General features: G+C 65.9%; 15 protein-coding genes. 12 read left to right on the forward strand and 3 right to left on the reverse strand.

Features of this window, described 5'->3' with window-relative positions; genetic code table 11:
• Entirely contained in the window at positions 1–549 is a 549-nt protein-coding gene (locus HMPREF2791_RS02260; protein WP_070474885.1) for a PH domain-containing protein, read from the reverse strand.
• Between the two features lie 312 nt (positions 550–861).
• Between HMPREF2791_RS02260 and HMPREF2791_RS02265 the strand changes: the two genes are divergently transcribed.
• The 3 genes from HMPREF2791_RS02265 to ilvC all read left to right on the forward strand — a co-directional run bounded on the left by HMPREF2791_RS02265 (position 862) and on the right by ilvC (position 4266).
• Positions 862–2655 (forward strand): acetolactate synthase large subunit, encoded by a 1794-nt coding sequence (locus tag HMPREF2791_RS02265; RefSeq protein ID WP_070474886.1) that lies wholly within the window; start codon positions 862–864, stop codon positions 2653–2655.
• Between the two features lie 2 nt (positions 2656–2657).
• Positions 2658–3176: an acetolactate synthase small subunit gene (ilvN, locus tag HMPREF2791_RS02270; RefSeq protein ID WP_070474887.1), complete on the forward strand. Its 519-nt coding sequence runs from the start codon at positions 2658–2660 to the stop codon at positions 3174–3176.
• Between the two features lie 73 nt (positions 3177–3249).
• Positions 3250–4266 (forward strand): ketol-acid reductoisomerase, encoded by a 1017-nt coding sequence (gene ilvC / locus HMPREF2791_RS02275; protein WP_070474888.1) that lies wholly within the window; start codon positions 3250–3252, stop codon positions 4264–4266.
• Between the two features lie 152 nt (positions 4267–4418).
• Here ilvC and HMPREF2791_RS11990 read toward each other — a convergent pair whose 3' ends face one another.
• Positions 4419–5015: a hypothetical protein gene (locus tag HMPREF2791_RS11990; RefSeq protein WP_070474889.1), complete on the reverse strand. Its 597-nt coding sequence runs from the start codon at positions 5013–5015 to the stop codon at positions 4419–4421.
• A 269-nt stretch (positions 5016–5284) separates the two neighbouring features.
• Between HMPREF2791_RS11990 and HMPREF2791_RS02285 the strand changes: the two genes are divergently transcribed.
• The 8 genes from HMPREF2791_RS02285 to HMPREF2791_RS02320 are packed head-to-tail and all read left to right on the forward strand — an operon-like array spanning position 5285 to position 14662.
• Positions 5285–6175 (forward strand): cation diffusion facilitator family transporter, encoded by an 891-nt coding sequence (locus HMPREF2791_RS02285; RefSeq protein WP_070474890.1) that lies wholly within the window; start codon positions 5285–5287, stop codon positions 6173–6175.
• A gap of 22 nt (positions 6176–6197) precedes the next feature.
• Positions 6198–7967 carry a DUF262 domain-containing protein gene (locus tag HMPREF2791_RS02290; protein ID WP_070844150.1) on the forward strand — a complete coding sequence of 590 codons (1770 nt, stop codon included), beginning with the start codon at positions 6198–6200 and terminating at the stop codon, positions 7965–7967.
• A complete protein-coding gene (locus tag HMPREF2791_RS02295) occupies positions 7967–8824 on the forward strand; it encodes a hypothetical protein (protein ID WP_246825314.1) in 858 nt (285 codons plus the stop codon). The genes HMPREF2791_RS02290 and HMPREF2791_RS02295 overlap by 1 nt, the downstream gene beginning before the upstream one ends.
• Before the next feature lie 60 nt (positions 8825–8884).
• Complete coding sequence (locus tag HMPREF2791_RS02300) at positions 8885–9901, forward strand: 3-isopropylmalate dehydrogenase (RefSeq protein WP_070844153.1); 1017 nt, start codon at positions 8885–8887, stop codon at positions 9899–9901.
• Between the two features lie 10 nt (positions 9902–9911).
• Complete coding sequence (locus tag HMPREF2791_RS02305; protein WP_070844155.1) at positions 9912–11360, forward strand: cell wall-binding repeat 2 family protein; 1449 nt, start codon at positions 9912–9914, stop codon at positions 11358–11360.
• A 42-nt stretch (positions 11361–11402) separates the two neighbouring features.
• Positions 11403–13268, forward strand: a complete 1866-nt coding sequence (locus tag HMPREF2791_RS02310) for a DUF294 nucleotidyltransferase-like domain-containing protein (RefSeq protein WP_070844157.1) — start codon at positions 11403–11405, stop codon at positions 13266–13268.
• Position 13269: 1 nt separating this feature from the next.
• Positions 13270–13836, forward strand: coding sequence for an exonuclease domain-containing protein (locus HMPREF2791_RS02315; protein ID WP_070844159.1), 567 nt, complete (start codon positions 13270–13272; stop codon positions 13834–13836).
• A 34-nt stretch (positions 13837–13870) separates the two neighbouring features.
• The gene (locus tag HMPREF2791_RS02320) at positions 13871–14662 is read left to right on the forward strand and encodes a fumarylacetoacetate hydrolase family protein (RefSeq protein WP_083327857.1); all 792 of its coding nucleotides are present in this window, start codon (positions 13871–13873) and stop codon (positions 14660–14662) included.
• Here the strand turns inward: HMPREF2791_RS02320 and HMPREF2791_RS02325 are convergent, their stop codons facing one another.
• Positions 14663–15778: an isochorismate synthase gene (locus tag HMPREF2791_RS02325; RefSeq protein ID WP_070844163.1), complete on the reverse strand. Its 1116-nt coding sequence runs from the start codon at positions 15776–15778 to the stop codon at positions 14663–14665.
• A 76-nt stretch (positions 15779–15854) separates the two neighbouring features.
• Between HMPREF2791_RS02325 and HMPREF2791_RS02330 the strand changes: the two genes are divergently transcribed.
• Positions 15855–16922 carry a CE1 family esterase gene (locus HMPREF2791_RS02330; RefSeq protein WP_141764887.1) on the forward strand — a complete coding sequence of 356 codons (1068 nt, stop codon included), beginning with the start codon at positions 15855–15857 and terminating at the stop codon, positions 16920–16922.
• The last annotated feature ends 167 nt before the right edge of the window (positions 16923–17089 follow it).

Consider the following 17089-nt stretch of genomic DNA (forward strand, 5'->3'; position numbering starts at 1 on the left):
TTACTCCTTATTCTCTGGGGTGGAAGCTGGCGCGGAGGGGCGCGGTCCCGGCAGGTCCGGGTGCTCGGCAACGTAGGCGTCGTACTCTTCGCGGGTGAGCAGCACCTTGTGGCCGCCCTTGTCGATGATTTCGTACTTGCCGTCGGCCGCCTCCTGGGCGGCTGTGATCACGTCGGTGATGCGGCCGTTGGATGCCTCAGCCAGGTCGGGAAGGGAATTGAAGGTCACGCCTGGCAGCGGGTGCTCCGTGCCATTGACGGTCACCGCGCTAACGTCAGGGCCCTTGAAAGCGAGGCCCTTCAGGTCGCGCCACGGCAGGGTGACGTTCTTGCGCACCAGGTATTTGGCGGTAATGCCGCGCTCGTCCACGGTGGTGGAGGAGACGAGCACCCACGCCAGCCAAATGGCGGGGAAGATCAGCAGCCAGGCCAGGTACTTCGGTGCCCAGAGGATGCCCATGAGGGCGATGCCGGTGGCGAGCACGATGGCGAGGATGTGCTCGCGCGTCGGCTTGAAAACGTGCTGGGTGTGCTCCGGCGTGTCAGTCATAGTTGGGGATGGTAGTCACCTTTGGTGCGTCGATAGGCAATAGCCCGCAATTTAAATACTTGAATAAAAACCCCCGCGACGTTGCCTGGGCCACTACAGTTCTAAATCGTGATCAACGAGCGACTTGTAATTATTCTCTCCCGACGGCGCTTGCCGTAGCGGGTGCGTTTTACACGCCGCTGACACACCAAGCGCCCTCGAGAGCACGACGCTCGTCGGGGGCTTTTGTTGTATGAGATCGCGATAACAAGCACAGTCGAGCTAACAAGGAGCCTTCACGTGGCAGCTTCAGAGAAAAGAAAGCCCGAACGCATGACGGGTGCGGACGCCGTCGTGCGCAGCCTCGAGGAACTGGGCACCGAGATCGTATTCGGTCTGCCCGGTGGTGCAGTGCTCCCGCTTTACGACGCGCTGTTCCGCGCCGAGAAACTACGCCACGTACTGGTGCGCCACGAGCAAGGCGCAGGCCACGCAGCGGAAGGCTACGCGGTGGCCTCCGGCAACGTGGGCGTGTGCATCGCCACCTCAGGACCGGGTGCGACCAACCTGGTCACCCCGATCGCCGATGCCTACCTGGATTCGGTGCCGATGGTGGCAATCACCGGACAGGTCGGCTCGCCGCTGTTGGGCACCGACGCCTTCCAGGAAGCGGACATCCGCGGTGTGACCATGCCGATTACCAAGCACAACCTCATGGTGACCAAGGCTGAGGAGATCCCCAGCGCAATCGCCACAGCGTTCCATATCGCCTCCACCGGCCGCCCTGGCCCGGTGCTGGTGGACATCCCGAAGGATGTGCAGAACGCGGAGATCGAGTTCGCCTGGCCCCCGAAGGTGGACCTGCCGGGCTATAAGCCGAACACGAAGCCGCACAACCGGCAGATCGCGCAGGCCGCGAAGATGATCTCCAAGGCGAAGCGCCCGGTGCTCTACATCGGAGGCGGCGTGGTCAAGGCGAACGCGCATAAGCAGCTGGCGAAGTTTGTGGAGGCCAGCGGTATCCCGGTGGTGACCACCCTGATGGCGCTCGGGACGTTCCCCCACGACCACCCGCTGTACCTGGGCATGCCGGGCATGCACGGCACTGTGCCGGCGGTGGGCGCGTTCCAGGAGTCCGACCTGCTTATCGCGATCGGCGCGCGTTTCGACGACCGCGTCACCGGCGACACCGAGACCTTTGCCCCGCACGCGAAGGTCATCCACGCCGACATCGACCCGGCCGAGGTGGGCAAGATCCGCCCGGTGGACGTGCCCATCGTCGGCGACGCGAAGCGGGTCCTGTCCGAGCTCACCGACTACTTCGGCGAGAAAGGAAAGGTCAAGGCGCCCAGCATTGAGCCGTGGATCGAGCGCTTGATGGATTTGAAAGAGCGCTTCCCGCGCGGCTATGACACGCACACCGACGGCACGCTGGCGCCGCAGTACGTGCTGGAGACGCTGTCGAAGACCGCCGGGTCTGATGCGATCTACGTCTCCGGTGTGGGCCAGCACCAGATGTGGGCGGCCCAGTTCATCGACTACGACAAGCCGCGGCACTGGATCAACTCAGGCGGCGCAGGAACGATGGGCTTTTCCATCCCGGCCGCGATGGGGGCGAAGGCGGCGATGCCGGACAAAGAGGTCTGGGCCATCGACGGCGACGGCTGTTTCCAGATGACCAACCAGGAGATCACCACCGCCGCCCTCGAGGGATTCCCCATCAAGGTCGCGTTGATCAACAACGGCAACCTGGGCATGGTGCGCCAGTGGCAGACACTGTTCTACGACGGCAACTATTCGCACACCAAGCTCGGCGGCGAGGTCTACGTCCCGGACTTTGTGAAGCTGTCCGAGGCGCTCGGCGCGGTGTCGTTCCGCGTCACCTCCGCCGACGAGGTGGAGGAGGCGATTCAGCGCGCCCGCGAGATCAACGACCGCCCGGTGGTGGTGGAGTTCGTCGTCGGGGAGGACGCGCAGGTGTGGCCGATGATCGCCGCCGGCACTTCCAACTCCGACATCGAGTATGCGCGAGGAATGCGCCCGTTCTTCGGCGAGGACGAGTCTGCGGCGGAGACGCCGGAGGCCATCAACGACACCATCGAAGCGCTCGAGCAGGAGGGAAACTAACCATGACACAGCCCGAACAGATCACCCGCCACACACTGTCGGTGCTCGTCGACGACGTCGACGGCATCATCACCCGCGTCACCGCGCTGTTTACCCGCCGCGGCTACAACCTGGTCTCCCTCGTCTCCGCGAAGACGGCGAAAGACGGCATCAACCGCCTCACCGTCGTCGTGGACGCCACGCCCCATGCGGTCGAGCAGATCACCAAGCAGCTGTACAAGCTCATCCAGGTGCACAAGGTGCTCGAGCTTGACGACGCCACGTCTGTGGGCCGGCAGCTCCTTCTGGTGAAAGTCAACGCGGATAACCTGACCCGTCCGCAGGTGGTGGACGCCGCCAACCTGTTCCGCGCCCGCGTGATCGACGTGGCGGTGGACTCCGTGATCATCGAGGCCACCGGCAATTCCGCCAAGCTCAAGGCATTTCTTGAGGTGATGGATACCTTCGGCATCCGCGAGCTGGCTCGCTCCGGTTCGGTGGCGCTCTCGCGCGGATCTAAGACAATGGCAAAGTCCGAGTAACTCTCAACAACTCGAGGCGGTTGTGTCATAATGTGAAATAACCGTCTCACAGAATGAAGGAAGTGACGCACACATGGCAATCGACGTTCTCTACGACAACGATGCAGACCTGTCCCTGATCCAGGACAAGAAGGTCGCCATCATCGGCTACGGTTCCCAGGGCCACGCCCACGCGCAGAACCTGCGCGAATCCGGCGTTGAGGTGGTCGTCGGCCTGCGAGAAGGCTCCAAGTCCGCCGACAAGGCGCGCGAGGCCGGATTCGAGGTCAAGACCAACGCGGAGGCCGCTGAGTGGGCCGACGTGATCATGCTGCTGGCCCCGGACACCTCCCAGGCCCAGATCTTCACCGAGGACATCGAGCCGAACCTCAAGGACGGCGACGCGCTGTTCTTCGGCCATGGCCTGAACATCCACTTCGACCTGATCAAGCCTGCGGACAACATCACCGTCGCCATGGTCGCGCCGAAGGGCCCGGGCCACCTGGTCCGCCGCACCTTCGCAGACGGCAAGGGCGTGCCGGCGCTGATCGCAGTGGAGCAGGACCCGCAGGGCAACGGTAAGGAACTCGCCCTGTCCTACGCCGCGGCAATCGGCGGCGCACGCGCAGGTGTCATCCCGACCACTTTCGAAGCTGAGACCGTCACCGACCTGTTCGGCGAGCAGGCCGTGCTTTGCGGCGGCCTGGAGGACCTGATCATGTCCGGCTTCGAGGTGCTGACCGAGGCAGGCTACGAGCCGGAGATGGCGTACTTCGAGTGCCTGCACGAGATGAAGTTGATCGTGGACCTGATCTACGAAGGCGGCCTGGCCAACATGAACTACTCCATCTCCGACACCGCGGAGTTCGGCGGCTACCTCTCCGGCCCGCGCGTCATCGACGCAGGCGCAAAGGACCGCATGCGCGAGATCCTGAAGGACATCCAGGACGGCACCTTCACCAAGCGCCTCGTTGCCAACGTCGAAGGTGGCAACAAGGAGCTGGAGGACCTGCGCGCGAAGGTCTCCGAGCACCCGATTGAAAAGACCGGCGAAGAGCTACGCGACATGATGAGCTGGGTCAAGAACCCGCTCACCGACACCGCTCGCTAAACAGGCAGCGACCACGCGGCGGAGGCCTGAGGTCTCCGCCGCGTTTTTCGTGTGCGATCCCGCAGCGATCCCGCAGCGGTCCCGCAGCGGTCCCGCACGAGAAAACCCCGCCCTCTCAATTTGGGAGACGCGGGGTAAAGGGTTGTTAGCGACTAGTTGGTCGCCTCAGCCTCAGCGCCCTCCGGTGCGAGGGTCTCGGTGATCTCGTCGACGATGTTGGTCTCGGTGACCGTCTCGTCTGCCGGCTCAGCTGCGGACTCCTCAGCGCCCTCAGCTGCGGACTCCTCCGCGCCACCCTCGACGGTGGTGGTCTCGGAGACAACCTCGGTTGCGGCGGTGGTGGTGGAGGTGACGGTTTCGCCCTCATCGTTGTCGCCGGAGAACAGGGACCACAGCAGCCACAGCAGCAGCAGTGCGACCAGGATGCCCAGCAGCCACTTCCACCAGCCGCCGCCGCTGTTGGACTCCTCAGTCACCGCGGTGGAACCTGCGGTGGAGCGGGCCGGGGTAGCGGCGGTGCGCTCGGTGGTGGTGCGCTCAACGCGGACATCCTTGTCCGGCTCGACGTTGGTGCGGTCGACGTTGACGTCCTTAACGCGGTCGGCGCCCTCGATGTCGCCGCGGCCACGCACGTCGTTCAGCTTGTCCTGGCCGAGGTTCTTCGCGTCCTGGGCCTTGTCCTTGCCGAAGTCCTTAGCGTCGTTGGCGAAGTCCTTCGGGTTGCGCTTCGGGTCGATGGGGTTGTTCATTGTAAATTCCTTTCGTGCTAACACAAGTGCTGGCATAACGTTTCCGTCGGACGCAAGGCTGTGCCAGCATCCGCGGTGAACGACCGCCCACTGTAACAAAACTTTCGCAAGCACCGCGGGAAAATATGTGCTAGACGTCTCATTTCGTCCGGTGTTTTCCGAGGACTCCCGGGGTGGCGGGGTGCAAAAGGAATAGTTTTCAATAAGTTGTCATTAAGCGAAAAGGTGCATACCGTAGGTCGTCGAGAGGCAATGTGAAAGGGACCGAAATGCACGATCACCACAACCACGACCACGCCCACGGCGCTCCGAGACGCGCGCTCGCAGTCGCACTGGCGATCACCGGCACGGTTTTCGTCGCGGAAGTTGTCGGCGGATGGCTCTCTGGGTCGATGGCTCTACTCGCGGACGCGATGCACATGCTTTCCGACGCCGCGGGGCTGATCATCTCCCTTCTTGCCATCATCGTCGGACAAAAGGCCGCTTCCGCAACCGCGACGTACGGCTACCGGCGCGTGGAAGTGCTCGCTGCACTGATCAACGCGGCCACTGTGCTGGCAATTTCCATCTGGATCGTGGTCGAGGCGGTGCGCAGGTTGCGCGACCCGCAACCGGTGGAAACAGGACCGATGATGGTCATCGCGATGATTGGCCTGATCGCGAACGCTGCTTCGGCATGGGTGCTCTCGCGCCACCGGGAGGGCTCGATCAACGTGCAGGGCGCGTACTTACACGTGCTGGTGGATATGTTCGGCTCCGTCGCAGTGCTGGTGGCTGGCGCGGTGATTGCGTGGACCGGGTTTACCGGTGCTGACGTGGTTGCCTCCCTGGTTATTGCGGCACTGGTGCTGCCGCGGGCTTGGCAGCTGATGGTGCGCTCGGCCCGGGTGATGCTCGAACACGTCCCTGCGGGGTTCGATGCGGACGAAGTGGAGCGCGCACTACGGCAGGTCGAAGGGGCGACGGATACGCACGACCTGCACCTGTGGTCGCTGGACGGGGTGAGCGTATTAGCCACGGTGCACGTGGTGGCGGGCCCCGGGGTGGACCGCGACCAGCTGCTGGACCGGGTGCAGGACACGCTGGCGCACCTTGGGGTGGAGCACGCGACGGTGCAGATTGAACCTCCTGAGCACATCGGTCACGAGAAGGTGTGCTGAAACTGCACTACGCTTGGGAGACATGGGTTTCACCACGCCGAGCTACTCACTCAAAGACCTGTTTTCCCGCGCGGGGCGGGGAGAGCTGCAGCTGCCTGACTTTCAGCGGGAGTACCTATGGGACGTCGACAGGGTTCGCACCCTGGTGACTTCCGTGCTGCGCGGCTACCCGGTGGGCTCGTTCCTCGCCCTGGATACGCGCAACACGGAGCAGCGTTTCAAGCCGCGCCCGCTCGAAGGTGTAGTGGTGGAAGGCGTCGCCCCCGGGCTGTTGCTTCTGGACGGACAGCAGCGCCTGACCTCGCTCTACCAGGCGTTCAAGAACGACGGCGAGGTCCACACCGTGGACTACCTGGGCCGGCCGATCCGCCGGCGCTTCATGGTGGACGTGCGCGTAGCAGTGTCCGCGGACCCGATGCCGGTCGAGGCGCTGTTCGCCGTGGATGAACAAGGCGAAGTGCGTTCCCACTTCGGCCCGGACGCGGACGGTGCCCTGAATTCGCGCGAGGCCTATATAAATAACGGTGTCATCCCCGTGAGCATGCTGTTGTGGCCGGAGGGTAACGACTTGCTGGTGGACATGGCCGCGAACACCGAGGACGCGCAGTTGAGGGGTGCGGTCAAGCGGTTTGTCAACCAGGTGATGCGGGGGCTTTCGGCTTACGACGTGCCGGTCATCCGCGTGGACCGCGAAACCACCCAGGCGGGCGTCGGCCAGATCTTCGCCTTCGCAAACTCCGCGGGCGTGCAAATGGACGTTTTCGAACTGCTCACCGCAGTATTCGCCGCCGGGGATCCGTCCTTTGTCTTGGCGGAGCACTGGCGAGATACAGAATTCAAGCTGCGCGAGCACCCAGTGCTGGACAGTGTGGGACGGGTGGAGTTTCTGCGTGCGCTGTCGCTGCTGCTCACGAGCAGGCGCGGCCCGGCGCGCGGTCACCGAGGCGACATCCTGGACATTTCGCTGGACCAGTACCAGGCACATGTGGGCGAGATGCTGGACGGCTTTCTCGCGGCCGCTGAGTTCCTGGAAGAGCGGCGAGTGGTTGCCGCAGACCAGGTGCCGTACCCGGAGCAGCTGATTCCACTGGCTGCGATCCTGGCGCGCCTGGGGCAGGAGCCAGGCGTACTCGAGCGCGAAGGGGCCGCCGACCGGCTGAACCGCTGGTTCTGGTGCGGTGTGTTTGGCGAGCTGTACGGCTCTCACGCGCCCACTATCCGCATCGGTCTGGACGTGACTGAGGTGACGCCGTGGGTGCGCGGGGACACCGAAGATCTGCCCCGCACAGTGGCAGACGCGCGCTTCTGCGAGTCCCGTCTGCGCACAGCTGGCCCGGACAGCGGCGTTTACCGCGGCCTGTACTCGCTGCTCATGGCCCGCGGAGCGAGGGACTGGCGCACCGCAGAGCCTTTCACAGCCGAAACGGTGGGGCAGCTGCAGCCCCGGTTCCGCCAAGTCTTCCCGACGGAATACTTGGCGGCCACCGGCGCGCTGGAGGCGGACCCGCAGTTGGCGGATTCTGTGCTGAACCGCACGCCGATGGGGCGGCGAACCGACGTGGTCATCGAACGCAACGAACCGAAACGCTACCTGCCCCGGCTGCAGTCGAAGTCCCTGCTGGAAGACGACGAGTTCGACGCAATGCTTGCGGGCCACGAGATGGACCCGGAGCTGCTGCACGCCTCCGATTGGGAAGGCTTCGTGCGAGACAGGCGCGAGCGCTTCGTGGGCATGATCGAGTACGCCATGGACCGGGAAGCTGAGCACGACTGGGAGCCGGGCGAGGCGTAGTGGCAGAAGCGAGATCCTTCGCACGCGTGGCCGCCACCGTGGCAGCGGCAGCGATGCTGACGTCGTGCGCGACTGAGGCGCAGTTGAGCCCGCTCGAGCGCGCCCGCGGCGTGAACCAGTCCAAGCACGTGGGGAAGCTGTTCGCGGACGGGCCGGAGGTCGTCGATGATGTCCTCGGCATCAAAACCACCAAGCTGTTCTTCCCGACGTCTGAAACACTCGTGCTCAGCGACACCTCGGTTGAGGCGCAGCTGCGTGCGGCGTCCATCGCTGTGACAACCAATGCGCCGATGATGGTGTACGACCCTGCCCGTCACGCCGAGTACGTGCAAATGATCGCGGATATGCGCACTGTCAATGTGCTCACGGTCGGTGACGTGGCCATTGCGCCGTCGAAAGGCGCGGTGAGCGTGCGCCGCGACCCCGGTGGACTACGGGCGCTGGAGCAGATGACGGCGCTGCGGTACCGGGAACGGACGGTGGATACGCCGCAGGACGCGGTGCGCGAGGTATCCAGCTTGTATCAGCGGGAGCCGCTGTGGCTGCGCGCGCAGTGGGCGGATCCGGCGGTGTTGCCTGCGGCAAATCCGGAGCCCTTTCCCATTCAGTCCCGCCGGGACGCCAACATGGCGCCGCGGGTGGTGGCCACTTGGGAGTCTTCTATCCCGTCCGTGGCCAACGCGCGCAGCTACGGAGCGGACGTAACCGTGGTGCCGTTGGCGGATCCCCGCCGGAGCGAGGAGACGTTGTTCGCTATGGCTGGGTTGGCCGAGCGCCCGTTGGTGGCGCTCGGGGGCCAGTTCGGCACATCCGATGAGCTGGTCGGTCGCATCCGGGAGGCGGAAGCGGCGTACTAGCGCTGCGTGAAGTGATACCCTGAGGCTGGTTTCTACTATGTGAGAAGAGGGTTTCAGGATATGAAAATTGCAGTGCTCGCAGGAGACGGTATCGGACCGGAAGTCATGGCGGAGGGGCTGAAGGTCCTTCACACCGTGCGCGACGACGTGGAGACCACTGATTTCGACCTCGGCGCCCGCCGCTACCTGCGAAACGGCGAACTGCTCACGGACGCGGACCTGGCTGCGCTGAAAGAGCACGACGCAATCCTGCTCGGCGCCATCGGTGACCCGGAGCGCGTGCCAGCCGGTGTGCTCGAGCGCGGCCTGCTGCTGCCGCTGCGCTTCACACTCGACCACTACGTCAACCTCCGCCCGTCGCGGCTGTACCCGTCGTCGGTCAGCCCGCTGGCCAACCCCGGGGAGATCGACTTCGTGGTGGTGCGCGAGGGCACCGAGGGCCTCTACGCCGGCAATGGCGGCACTCTGCGCCAGGGGACCGGGCACGAAGTGGCCTCCGAGGTCTCGCAGAACACCTACCACGGTGTTTCGCGCGTGGTGCGCTACGCCTTCGAGCTGGCCATGACGCGCCGCAAGAAACTCACGCTGGTGCACAAGACCAACGTGCTGGTGAACGCCGGCGGGCTGTGGCAGCGCGTCGTCGACGAGATCGCGGCCGAGTTTCCGCAGGTCGAGGTGGACTACAACCACATCGACGCCGCGACGATCTACATGGTGCAGGACCCGCAGCGCTACGACGTCATCGTCACCGACAACCTCTTCGGCGACATCCTCACCGACCTCGCCGGCGCCGTCGCAGGTGGCGTGGGTCTCGCCAGCTCCGGCAACATCAACGCCGCCAAGGAGTTCCCCTCCATGTTCGAGCCCGTCCACGGCTCCGCCCCGGACATCGCCGGCCAGGGCATTGCGGACCCCACCGCGATGATCCTGTCTGTGGCCATGATGCTGCGCTTCCTTGGCGACGAGGGCAACGCCGCGCGCATCGAGGATGCCGTCGAGCGCGATGTCTCGGAGCGTGGCGACGCGAAGGTGCGAACTGCCGAAGTGGGTGACCGGATCGCCGCCGCCCTGAAGTAGGGTTGTGCGCATGCATGTGACCCGCACGATCCCCGCCGTACTGACCGCAACCGCACTGGTGTTGACCAGCTGCAGCAGCACAGAGGGCGGGCTCGGGCAGCCAGCCGCTCTCGAAACCAACGGTGACGAGGTCATCCAGGATGCCGACGGCACCGGTGTCGAGGTCTCGCAGCGCCTCTTCGATTCTTCGGAGACGGTGGTGGTCTCTGCCAAGGAGCGCGACCAGCAGCTCAAGGCCGCAGCTGTTGCGGTTGAGCTCGGGGCGCCGATGCTCGTGCGTCTCGACGGCGCCGATGCCGCCGTCGACGGCGAGATCGAGCGACTGGGAGCGACGCGCGTGATCAACGTGCCGGGCGATGAAGAAGGCGCCGAGGCGGTCGCTTCTGCCGAGCCGGCCGACGATGTTGCGGCCATCGCCGAATTGGAAGCGCAGAATCCGAGCGAACTGACCATGCCGCCGGTGTTTGCCACGGCGAAATCCTCGCGCGCGTCTGTGGCCTCGGCGCGCGCTGCCGGTGCCGAGGTGCAGGTGCTGGCCGCGCCGGATCCGCGCGCCACGGCGGACAGTATGCGCACCGTCTCCGACCAGGACACCCTCGCACTGGGCCGCCAGTGGGGCGACACGGAAAACTTCCAGGCGCGTGCGGCGCTGGCGGAGGGCGGCGAGCTGCCCGGCGGCGGCGGTCTGGTGTTCCCGGGACGCCGCATGGTGGCGCTCTACGGACACCCGTACGGCCCGGACCTGGGCGTGATGGGTGAGCAGGATCCGGCGGCGGCGGTGGAACTGGCGAAGAAGTACGCCGAGGACTACCAGCCGTTTAGCGACGAGCCGGTCGTCCCCGCGTTCGAGATTATCGCCACGGTTGCCTCCGGAGGCCCGGGCGACGACGGCAACTTCTCCAACGAGACGCCGATGGAGGACCTGGTGCCATACGTCGACGCGATCGTGGACGCCGGCGGCTACGCCGTGATCGACCTGCAGCCCGGTCAGGGCAGCTTCCTCGAGCAGGCCAAGATCTACGAGGAGCTGCTCAAGCGCCCGAACGTCGGCCTGGCGCTGGACGCAGAGTGGAAGCTCAACCCGGGCGAGCAGCCGCTGTCGCGCATCGGCAGTGCCACCTCCGGCGAGATCAACGAGGTGGCGGACTGGCTCGCCCAGCTCGTCCGCGACAACAACCTGCCGCAGAAGGCGATGATCCTGCACCAGTTCAACGTGGCCATGTACCCGGACCGCGAAAACATCGTCACCGGCCAGCCGGAGCTCGCCTGGGTCCTGCACGCCGACGGCCACGGTGGACCGGAGCAGAAGTTCGACACCTGGAACGTCCTGCGTGAAGGCCTAGACCCGAACTTTTTCATGGCGTGGAAGAACTTCTTCGACGAGGACTTCCCGACCTTCAGCCCGGAGCAGACCTACCGCGACGTCAACCCCCGTCCGTGGTTTGTCAGCTACCAGTAGAAACCGCCGGTATCGGGAGCAGCTCCGCGATACTCTTGCTCCATGAGTGTGGAGCTTGAAGAGGTCTACAGTTTCCTCGCCCAGCACGAGCCCTTCTCGACGCTGCCCGAGGCCACCCTGCGTGCCCTTCCCGCGCAGATGGGCATCACCTACGTCCGCCGCGGCCAAACTGTTGTGGATGTGGGCCAGCCCAACGACACGCTCTACGTCATTCGCTCCGGGGCGGTAGACGTCGTCAGCGAGGACAATCTGCTGCTGGACCGGCGCGAGGCCGGACTGAACTTCGGCTACTCCACGCTGGTGGGCGAGCGCGAGTCCGCGTACCTCATGCAGGCGGTGGAAGACAGCATCCTGCTCATGCTCCCGCGGGAGGCATTTCTCGAGCTGCTGGAACAGTTCCCGGACCTGGGCAGGTTTTTCCAGACCGCCTCGCGCCGCGTGCGCGCCGCCGCTGACGAGGTGCGCGACACCGGCGCCACCGACGTGCTGCGCACCCCGTTGCGCGAGATCTTTTCCGGGCGCGAGCCGGTCACGCGGGACAGGGGCGTGAGCATCGCAGAGGCTGCTCGCGCGATGGGCGAGGAGGGCATCAGCAGCCTGATCATCACCGACGGGCAGGAGGTCGCCGGCATCATCACCGACGCTGACATGCGTTCGCGCGTGGTCGCAGGCGGTGTGAACACGTCCAGGCCCGTGGCGGATGTGATGACCAGCCCGGTGCGCACCATCGCGCCCAACGCGCTCGTGTTTGAGGCGATGCTGACCATGAGCGAGCTGGGCATCCACCACCTGCCGGTCGCCGGCCAAGGCCAGGTGGTGGGCGTGGTCACCGCCGCGGACATCATGCGCCAGTTGCAGGCGGACCCGATCTACCTCGCGGCCGACGTGGCGCGGGCCTCGCTGGAAGAGCTGGACGGCGCGTACCGGGACGCGGCACGGGTCGCGGTGCGGTTTTTCGAGCGCGGCGCCTCGGCTGCCGAGATGCAGAGGTTGCTCACCTCGATCGCGGACGCGGTGGCGAAACGGCTGGGCACTTTAGCCGTCGAGAAGCTTGGGCCCCCGCCTGTGCCCTTCGCGTTCGTTGCGGTCGGGTCGCAGGCGCGCGGGGAGATGGGCCCGGCCAGCGACCAGGACAACGCGCTTGTGCTCGCGGATGCCTACGACGCCGCGCAGCACGGAGAGTACTTCGCCGAGCTCAGCACGTTCGTCTGCGAAGGCCTCGCCCGCGCCGGCCAGGCGTTGTGCCCGGGCGACATGATGGCGTCTTCGCCGCAGTGGCGGAAGACGGAAAGCGAGTGGGGCCGCACCTTCCACGGCTGGGTCACCGCGCCGAAGCCGGACGCGTTGCTGCATGCGCAGGTGTTCTTCGATTTCCGCGCCGTCTTCGGTTTCGGCGATGGCTGGCAGGACATGGCCGCGCGGGTGCGTTCTGGGGCGCTGTCGTCCGCGCACGGCTCGCGCCGCCTGCACACGCACCTGGCGGCGCTGGCTACCTTCCGCGAGCCGCCGGTGGGCTTCTTCCGCGGGTTCGTGCTCGAGCGCAGCGGCGAATACGCCCACACGCTGGACATCAAGCGCGGCGGCACCGCGGCGGTGGTGCAGATGGCGCGCCTGTACGCCATCGCGGCCGGGGTGGACGAGGTGGACACCATCGCGCGCCTGCGCGGCGCCGCCGGCGGTCCGGTTTCCGCGAAGGGGGCGGCGGATCTTCTGGACGCCTACGAGTACCTCGCGGACCTGGCCATGCGCCACCAGTCCGCTCAGGTGCGCGCGGGCGAGACGCCGAACTACCGCATCGACCCGAAGCAACTGCCAGGGCGCGACCGCGCGGCGTTGCGGGATGCGTTCGGTGTGATCAAGTCGCTGCAGAACGCGCTGTCCACCGCGTACCCGACCAGGGCGGTGTGAGATGCTGTTCGGCCCGAAGAAGCGGCAGCTTATCGACGGCGCCCTGCTCGCCGTGGACATCGAAACCACGGGGCTCAAGCCTGAGCGGTCGCAGCTGGTGTCCGTGGGGTGGGTGCCGGTCAACGGGCAGGTGATCGACCTGGCCGGCGCGGAATACTTCGTGCTGCGGGGCGCGGACGTGGGGGACTCCGCCACCCTGCATGGTGTAACGGACGACGAGGTGGCGTCGCTTGGCCGGGAGCCTGCAGAGGTGCTCGACGCGTTTTTGGCCGCGCTTGACGGTCGGAAGCTGCTCGCGCACTTCGCGCAAATGGAAACGGGGTTTCTGGGTAAGTTGCACCAGGATGTGCGCGGGACTAAGTGGCGGCTGCACGACAGCGAGGTGGTGGACACCTTTGCTATGGAGCGGCGTCACATGGAGCGCATGGGCACGTACCCGCGCGGGGAGGACCTGCGTTTGCCCAGGGTGCGGCAGCGTTATAACCTGCCGGCGTATGCAAACCACAACGCGCTGACCGACGCAGTGGCGTGCGCTGAGCTGTATCTCGCGTTGACCGCATCCGGGTAACGCCACTTTTGTAATTAGTTGTATGCTCGGTCACATGCGTTTTGGACGAATTGCAACACCTGAAGGAATGACGTTCGCCGTCATTGACGACGAGGGGACAACCGCGAAGGCGATCGCCGGCACCCCGTTCACCGACCCCGAGTACACCGGCAAAGAGTACCCGCTTGAGGACGTCCGCCTGCTTGCCCCGACCCTGCCGTCGAAGGTGGTGGCGGTGGGGCGCAACTACGCCGACCACGTGGCGGAGGTGTTCAAGAAGTCCGCGGAGCACCTGCCGCCGACGATCTTTATCAAGCCGTCCACGGCTGTGGTCGGTCCCGGCGCCGCCATCAAGATCCCGGAGTACGCCACGGGCGTGGAGTTCGAGGGCGAGCTCGCGCTCGTTGTCGGCGTGCCGTGCAAGAACGTCAAGGCTGCAGACTGGAAGTCTGTCATCCGCGGTGTGACCATCATCAACGACGTGTCCTCGCGCGACCTGCAGTTCGCAGACGGCCAGTGGGCCCGCGCCAAGGGCATCGACACCTTCGGCCCGATCGGCCCGTGGATTGAGACGGACCTGGAGAAGTTCGACTTTGCTAACCTGCCCATCAAGGCGCACCACACCCACAACGGCGTGACCGAAACCAAGCAGGACTCCAACTCCAACCAGATGATCAAGTCCGTCGGCGAGATGGTGGAGTGGGTCTCCGAATCCTTCACGCTGCTGCCTGGCGACGTCATCGCCACCGGCTCGCCCGCCGGCACCGCAGAGATGGTCCCGGGCGACTACATCGAGGTGGAGATCCCGGGCATCGGCAAGCTGGGCAACCCGGTCGAGCGGGCGTAACTACAGGCCGAGCGCGCGCATGATGGTGCGCAGCTTGGCCGAGGTTTCGTCGAGCTCGGCCTGCGGATCCGAGTAGGCGGTAAGACCGCCGCCCGCCCAGGCGCGGGCCCGGGTACCGTCGTCGTTGACCTCGGCGCAGCGGATGGCCACCATGTACTCGCCGTCGCCGGCGGCGTCTGTGTAGCCCACCGCGCCGGCGTAGAACCCGCGGTCCGATTCCGCGGTGGTGATCAACGCTTCCGCCGCCGCCTGCGGGGTGCCGCAGACTGCCGGGGTGGGGTACAGGCTCAGCGCGAGGTCGAGCGCGCTCGGCGCGGGATCTTTCAGCACGCCTTCGATCGGTGTGGCCAGGTGCCACATCTCGCTGGTCTTTTCCAGCCGCGGGCGTTCCGGGACGGAGAGTTCGCTGCACAGCGGCGCGAGGATGCGCCGGATGTGGTCGACCACGAAGCGGTGCTCGTCCAAGTCTTTCGCAGAATCGCGCAGCGAGTTGGCCGCGGCCTGGTCGGCCTCCGGATTGCCGGGCACGCGGGCGGCGGAGCCGGCCAGGGGGAACGACCAGACGCGGTTGCCGCGCCGCCGCACCAGCACCTCTGGTGAAGACCCCACGAGGAAATGCCCGTCGCGTCCCGACGGGGTGAGGTCCGCGATGAACCCGTCGTGCGTGTACGACAGGTCGATCAGTCGTGCTGCGACCAGGCGGGGATCCACCGGAGGGTCGAAGGCGATGTCCACCGCGCGCGCCAGCACCACTTTGTCTAAGGCGGAGCTTTGGATCGTCGAGATGGCGGCTTCGACTCGGCGCAGGTGCTCGGCCGGGGACGGGTCGACGTCGATAAGCATTGCGCGCAGCTTCGAGCCTTCGCCGACGCGGTAGTAGGGGTGCGGCTCGAGCGCACCCGGCTCGCGGATGATCCGCTCGGGGACCGTGAGCGCCGTCGGGCAGTCGTGGTCGAAGGGCAGTGCGCCGACAATCATCTCTTCCTCGCCGCGCGCGATCGCGTCCGCGGCCTCCCACGCGTCGTCGAAGGTGCGGAGTGCACCCTGGGTGCGCACGGAGCCGTCGCCACGCGAGAGCAGAAAGTCTGGGGCGCTATCGGGTCTGGAAGTGGGCATGTGACGTTACTTTATCCAACCCCCATCTGTGCACGCACGTCTGTATCGCTTGTTGATACATAAAGGTGGGGTTAATGTGGCCGATGTGAAAATTGTGAAACGCCTTGCGGGTGGTCTCGCTGCCTTGCTCGTCGCAGGTAGTGCGATCGCTCCGGTGCAGGCTGGGGCCCAAGACATGTCCTCGCAAATCAACGGGCAGGTCAACCGCGCGATCAACGACGCCAACCGCGCTGCCGCCGATGCAGTGAACCAGGCCAACGCCGAATGGAACAAGTTCGTCCAGATGGCCAACGACACCATCCCCGGCAGCTCGGCCCTCCCGCGCAACCCTTTGCCCGCTCCGGCGCCGGTGCCTGCCCCCGCGCCCTGGGCGCCCCAGGCCCCCGCGCCGGTGGCAAACGGCACCAACGGCGAGATCCATGCCGCCGGCCGCAGCTACCTCATCTGGGTGCCGCGAGGCTACAACCCGGCGAACCCGACGCCGGTGATGGTGGGCTACTCCGCCTACCAAGATTCCACCGAAAACTTCCGCAACTACTCCCGCCTGCGCGAATCCTCCGTCGGGCGCGACGCCATCATCGTCTACCCCCGAGCCATCGGCGCATCCTGGGAAGGCTCGCCGACCGCCTCCACCCGGCCCGGCCAGGACATCGCCTACGTGCGCGCCATGATCAACGACGTGCAGCGCTACTACAACATCGACCGCCGACGCATCTACGCCACCGGCATGTCCACCGGCGGCGGCATGGCAGCAGTCTCCGCCTGCCATATGGCGGACCTTTTCGCCGGCGTCGCAGGTGTATCCGGTGCCTACTATGCGCCGGTGAACCGGGGTTGCCAGAACCTGCCCATCGCATTCATGGCGCTCCACGGCATGAACGACACGCTCACCCCGTACTACGGCACCACCCGACGCGGCCAGCGCGTCCTGCCGGTGCCGGAGCTATTCGGCTCCTACGCCGTCCGCAACGGCTGCGGCCCCGGTCTCAACCGCGCCCCGCTGTACAGCGCCACCCGCGTCTCTGCCCGCGGCTGCCGCAAAGGCGTCGAAGTGATCCAGGTGCACGGCTCCAACCACTACTGGTGGTACTCGCCGTCCGCCGCCGACGAAATGTGGGCGTTCCTCTCCCGCCACTCCAAGTAGCGCACCACCTAGGCGCCTCCCGGGGCGCGACCCGGGGCGCCTGTCAAGGCGCGGTTTTGTAAAACTCGGCCACAGTGGGCGTAGGGAGCTGGGGGATCGGGTTTTAGGTGTTGTTTTAGGACGAGTTTTACAAAACCATGTTCTGCCGGTTCTGCGGCTGCGTAATG

The organism is Corynebacterium sp. HMSC034A01 (assembly GCF_001838175.1).
Classification (GTDB): domain Bacteria; phylum Actinomycetota; class Actinomycetes; order Mycobacteriales; family Mycobacteriaceae; genus Corynebacterium.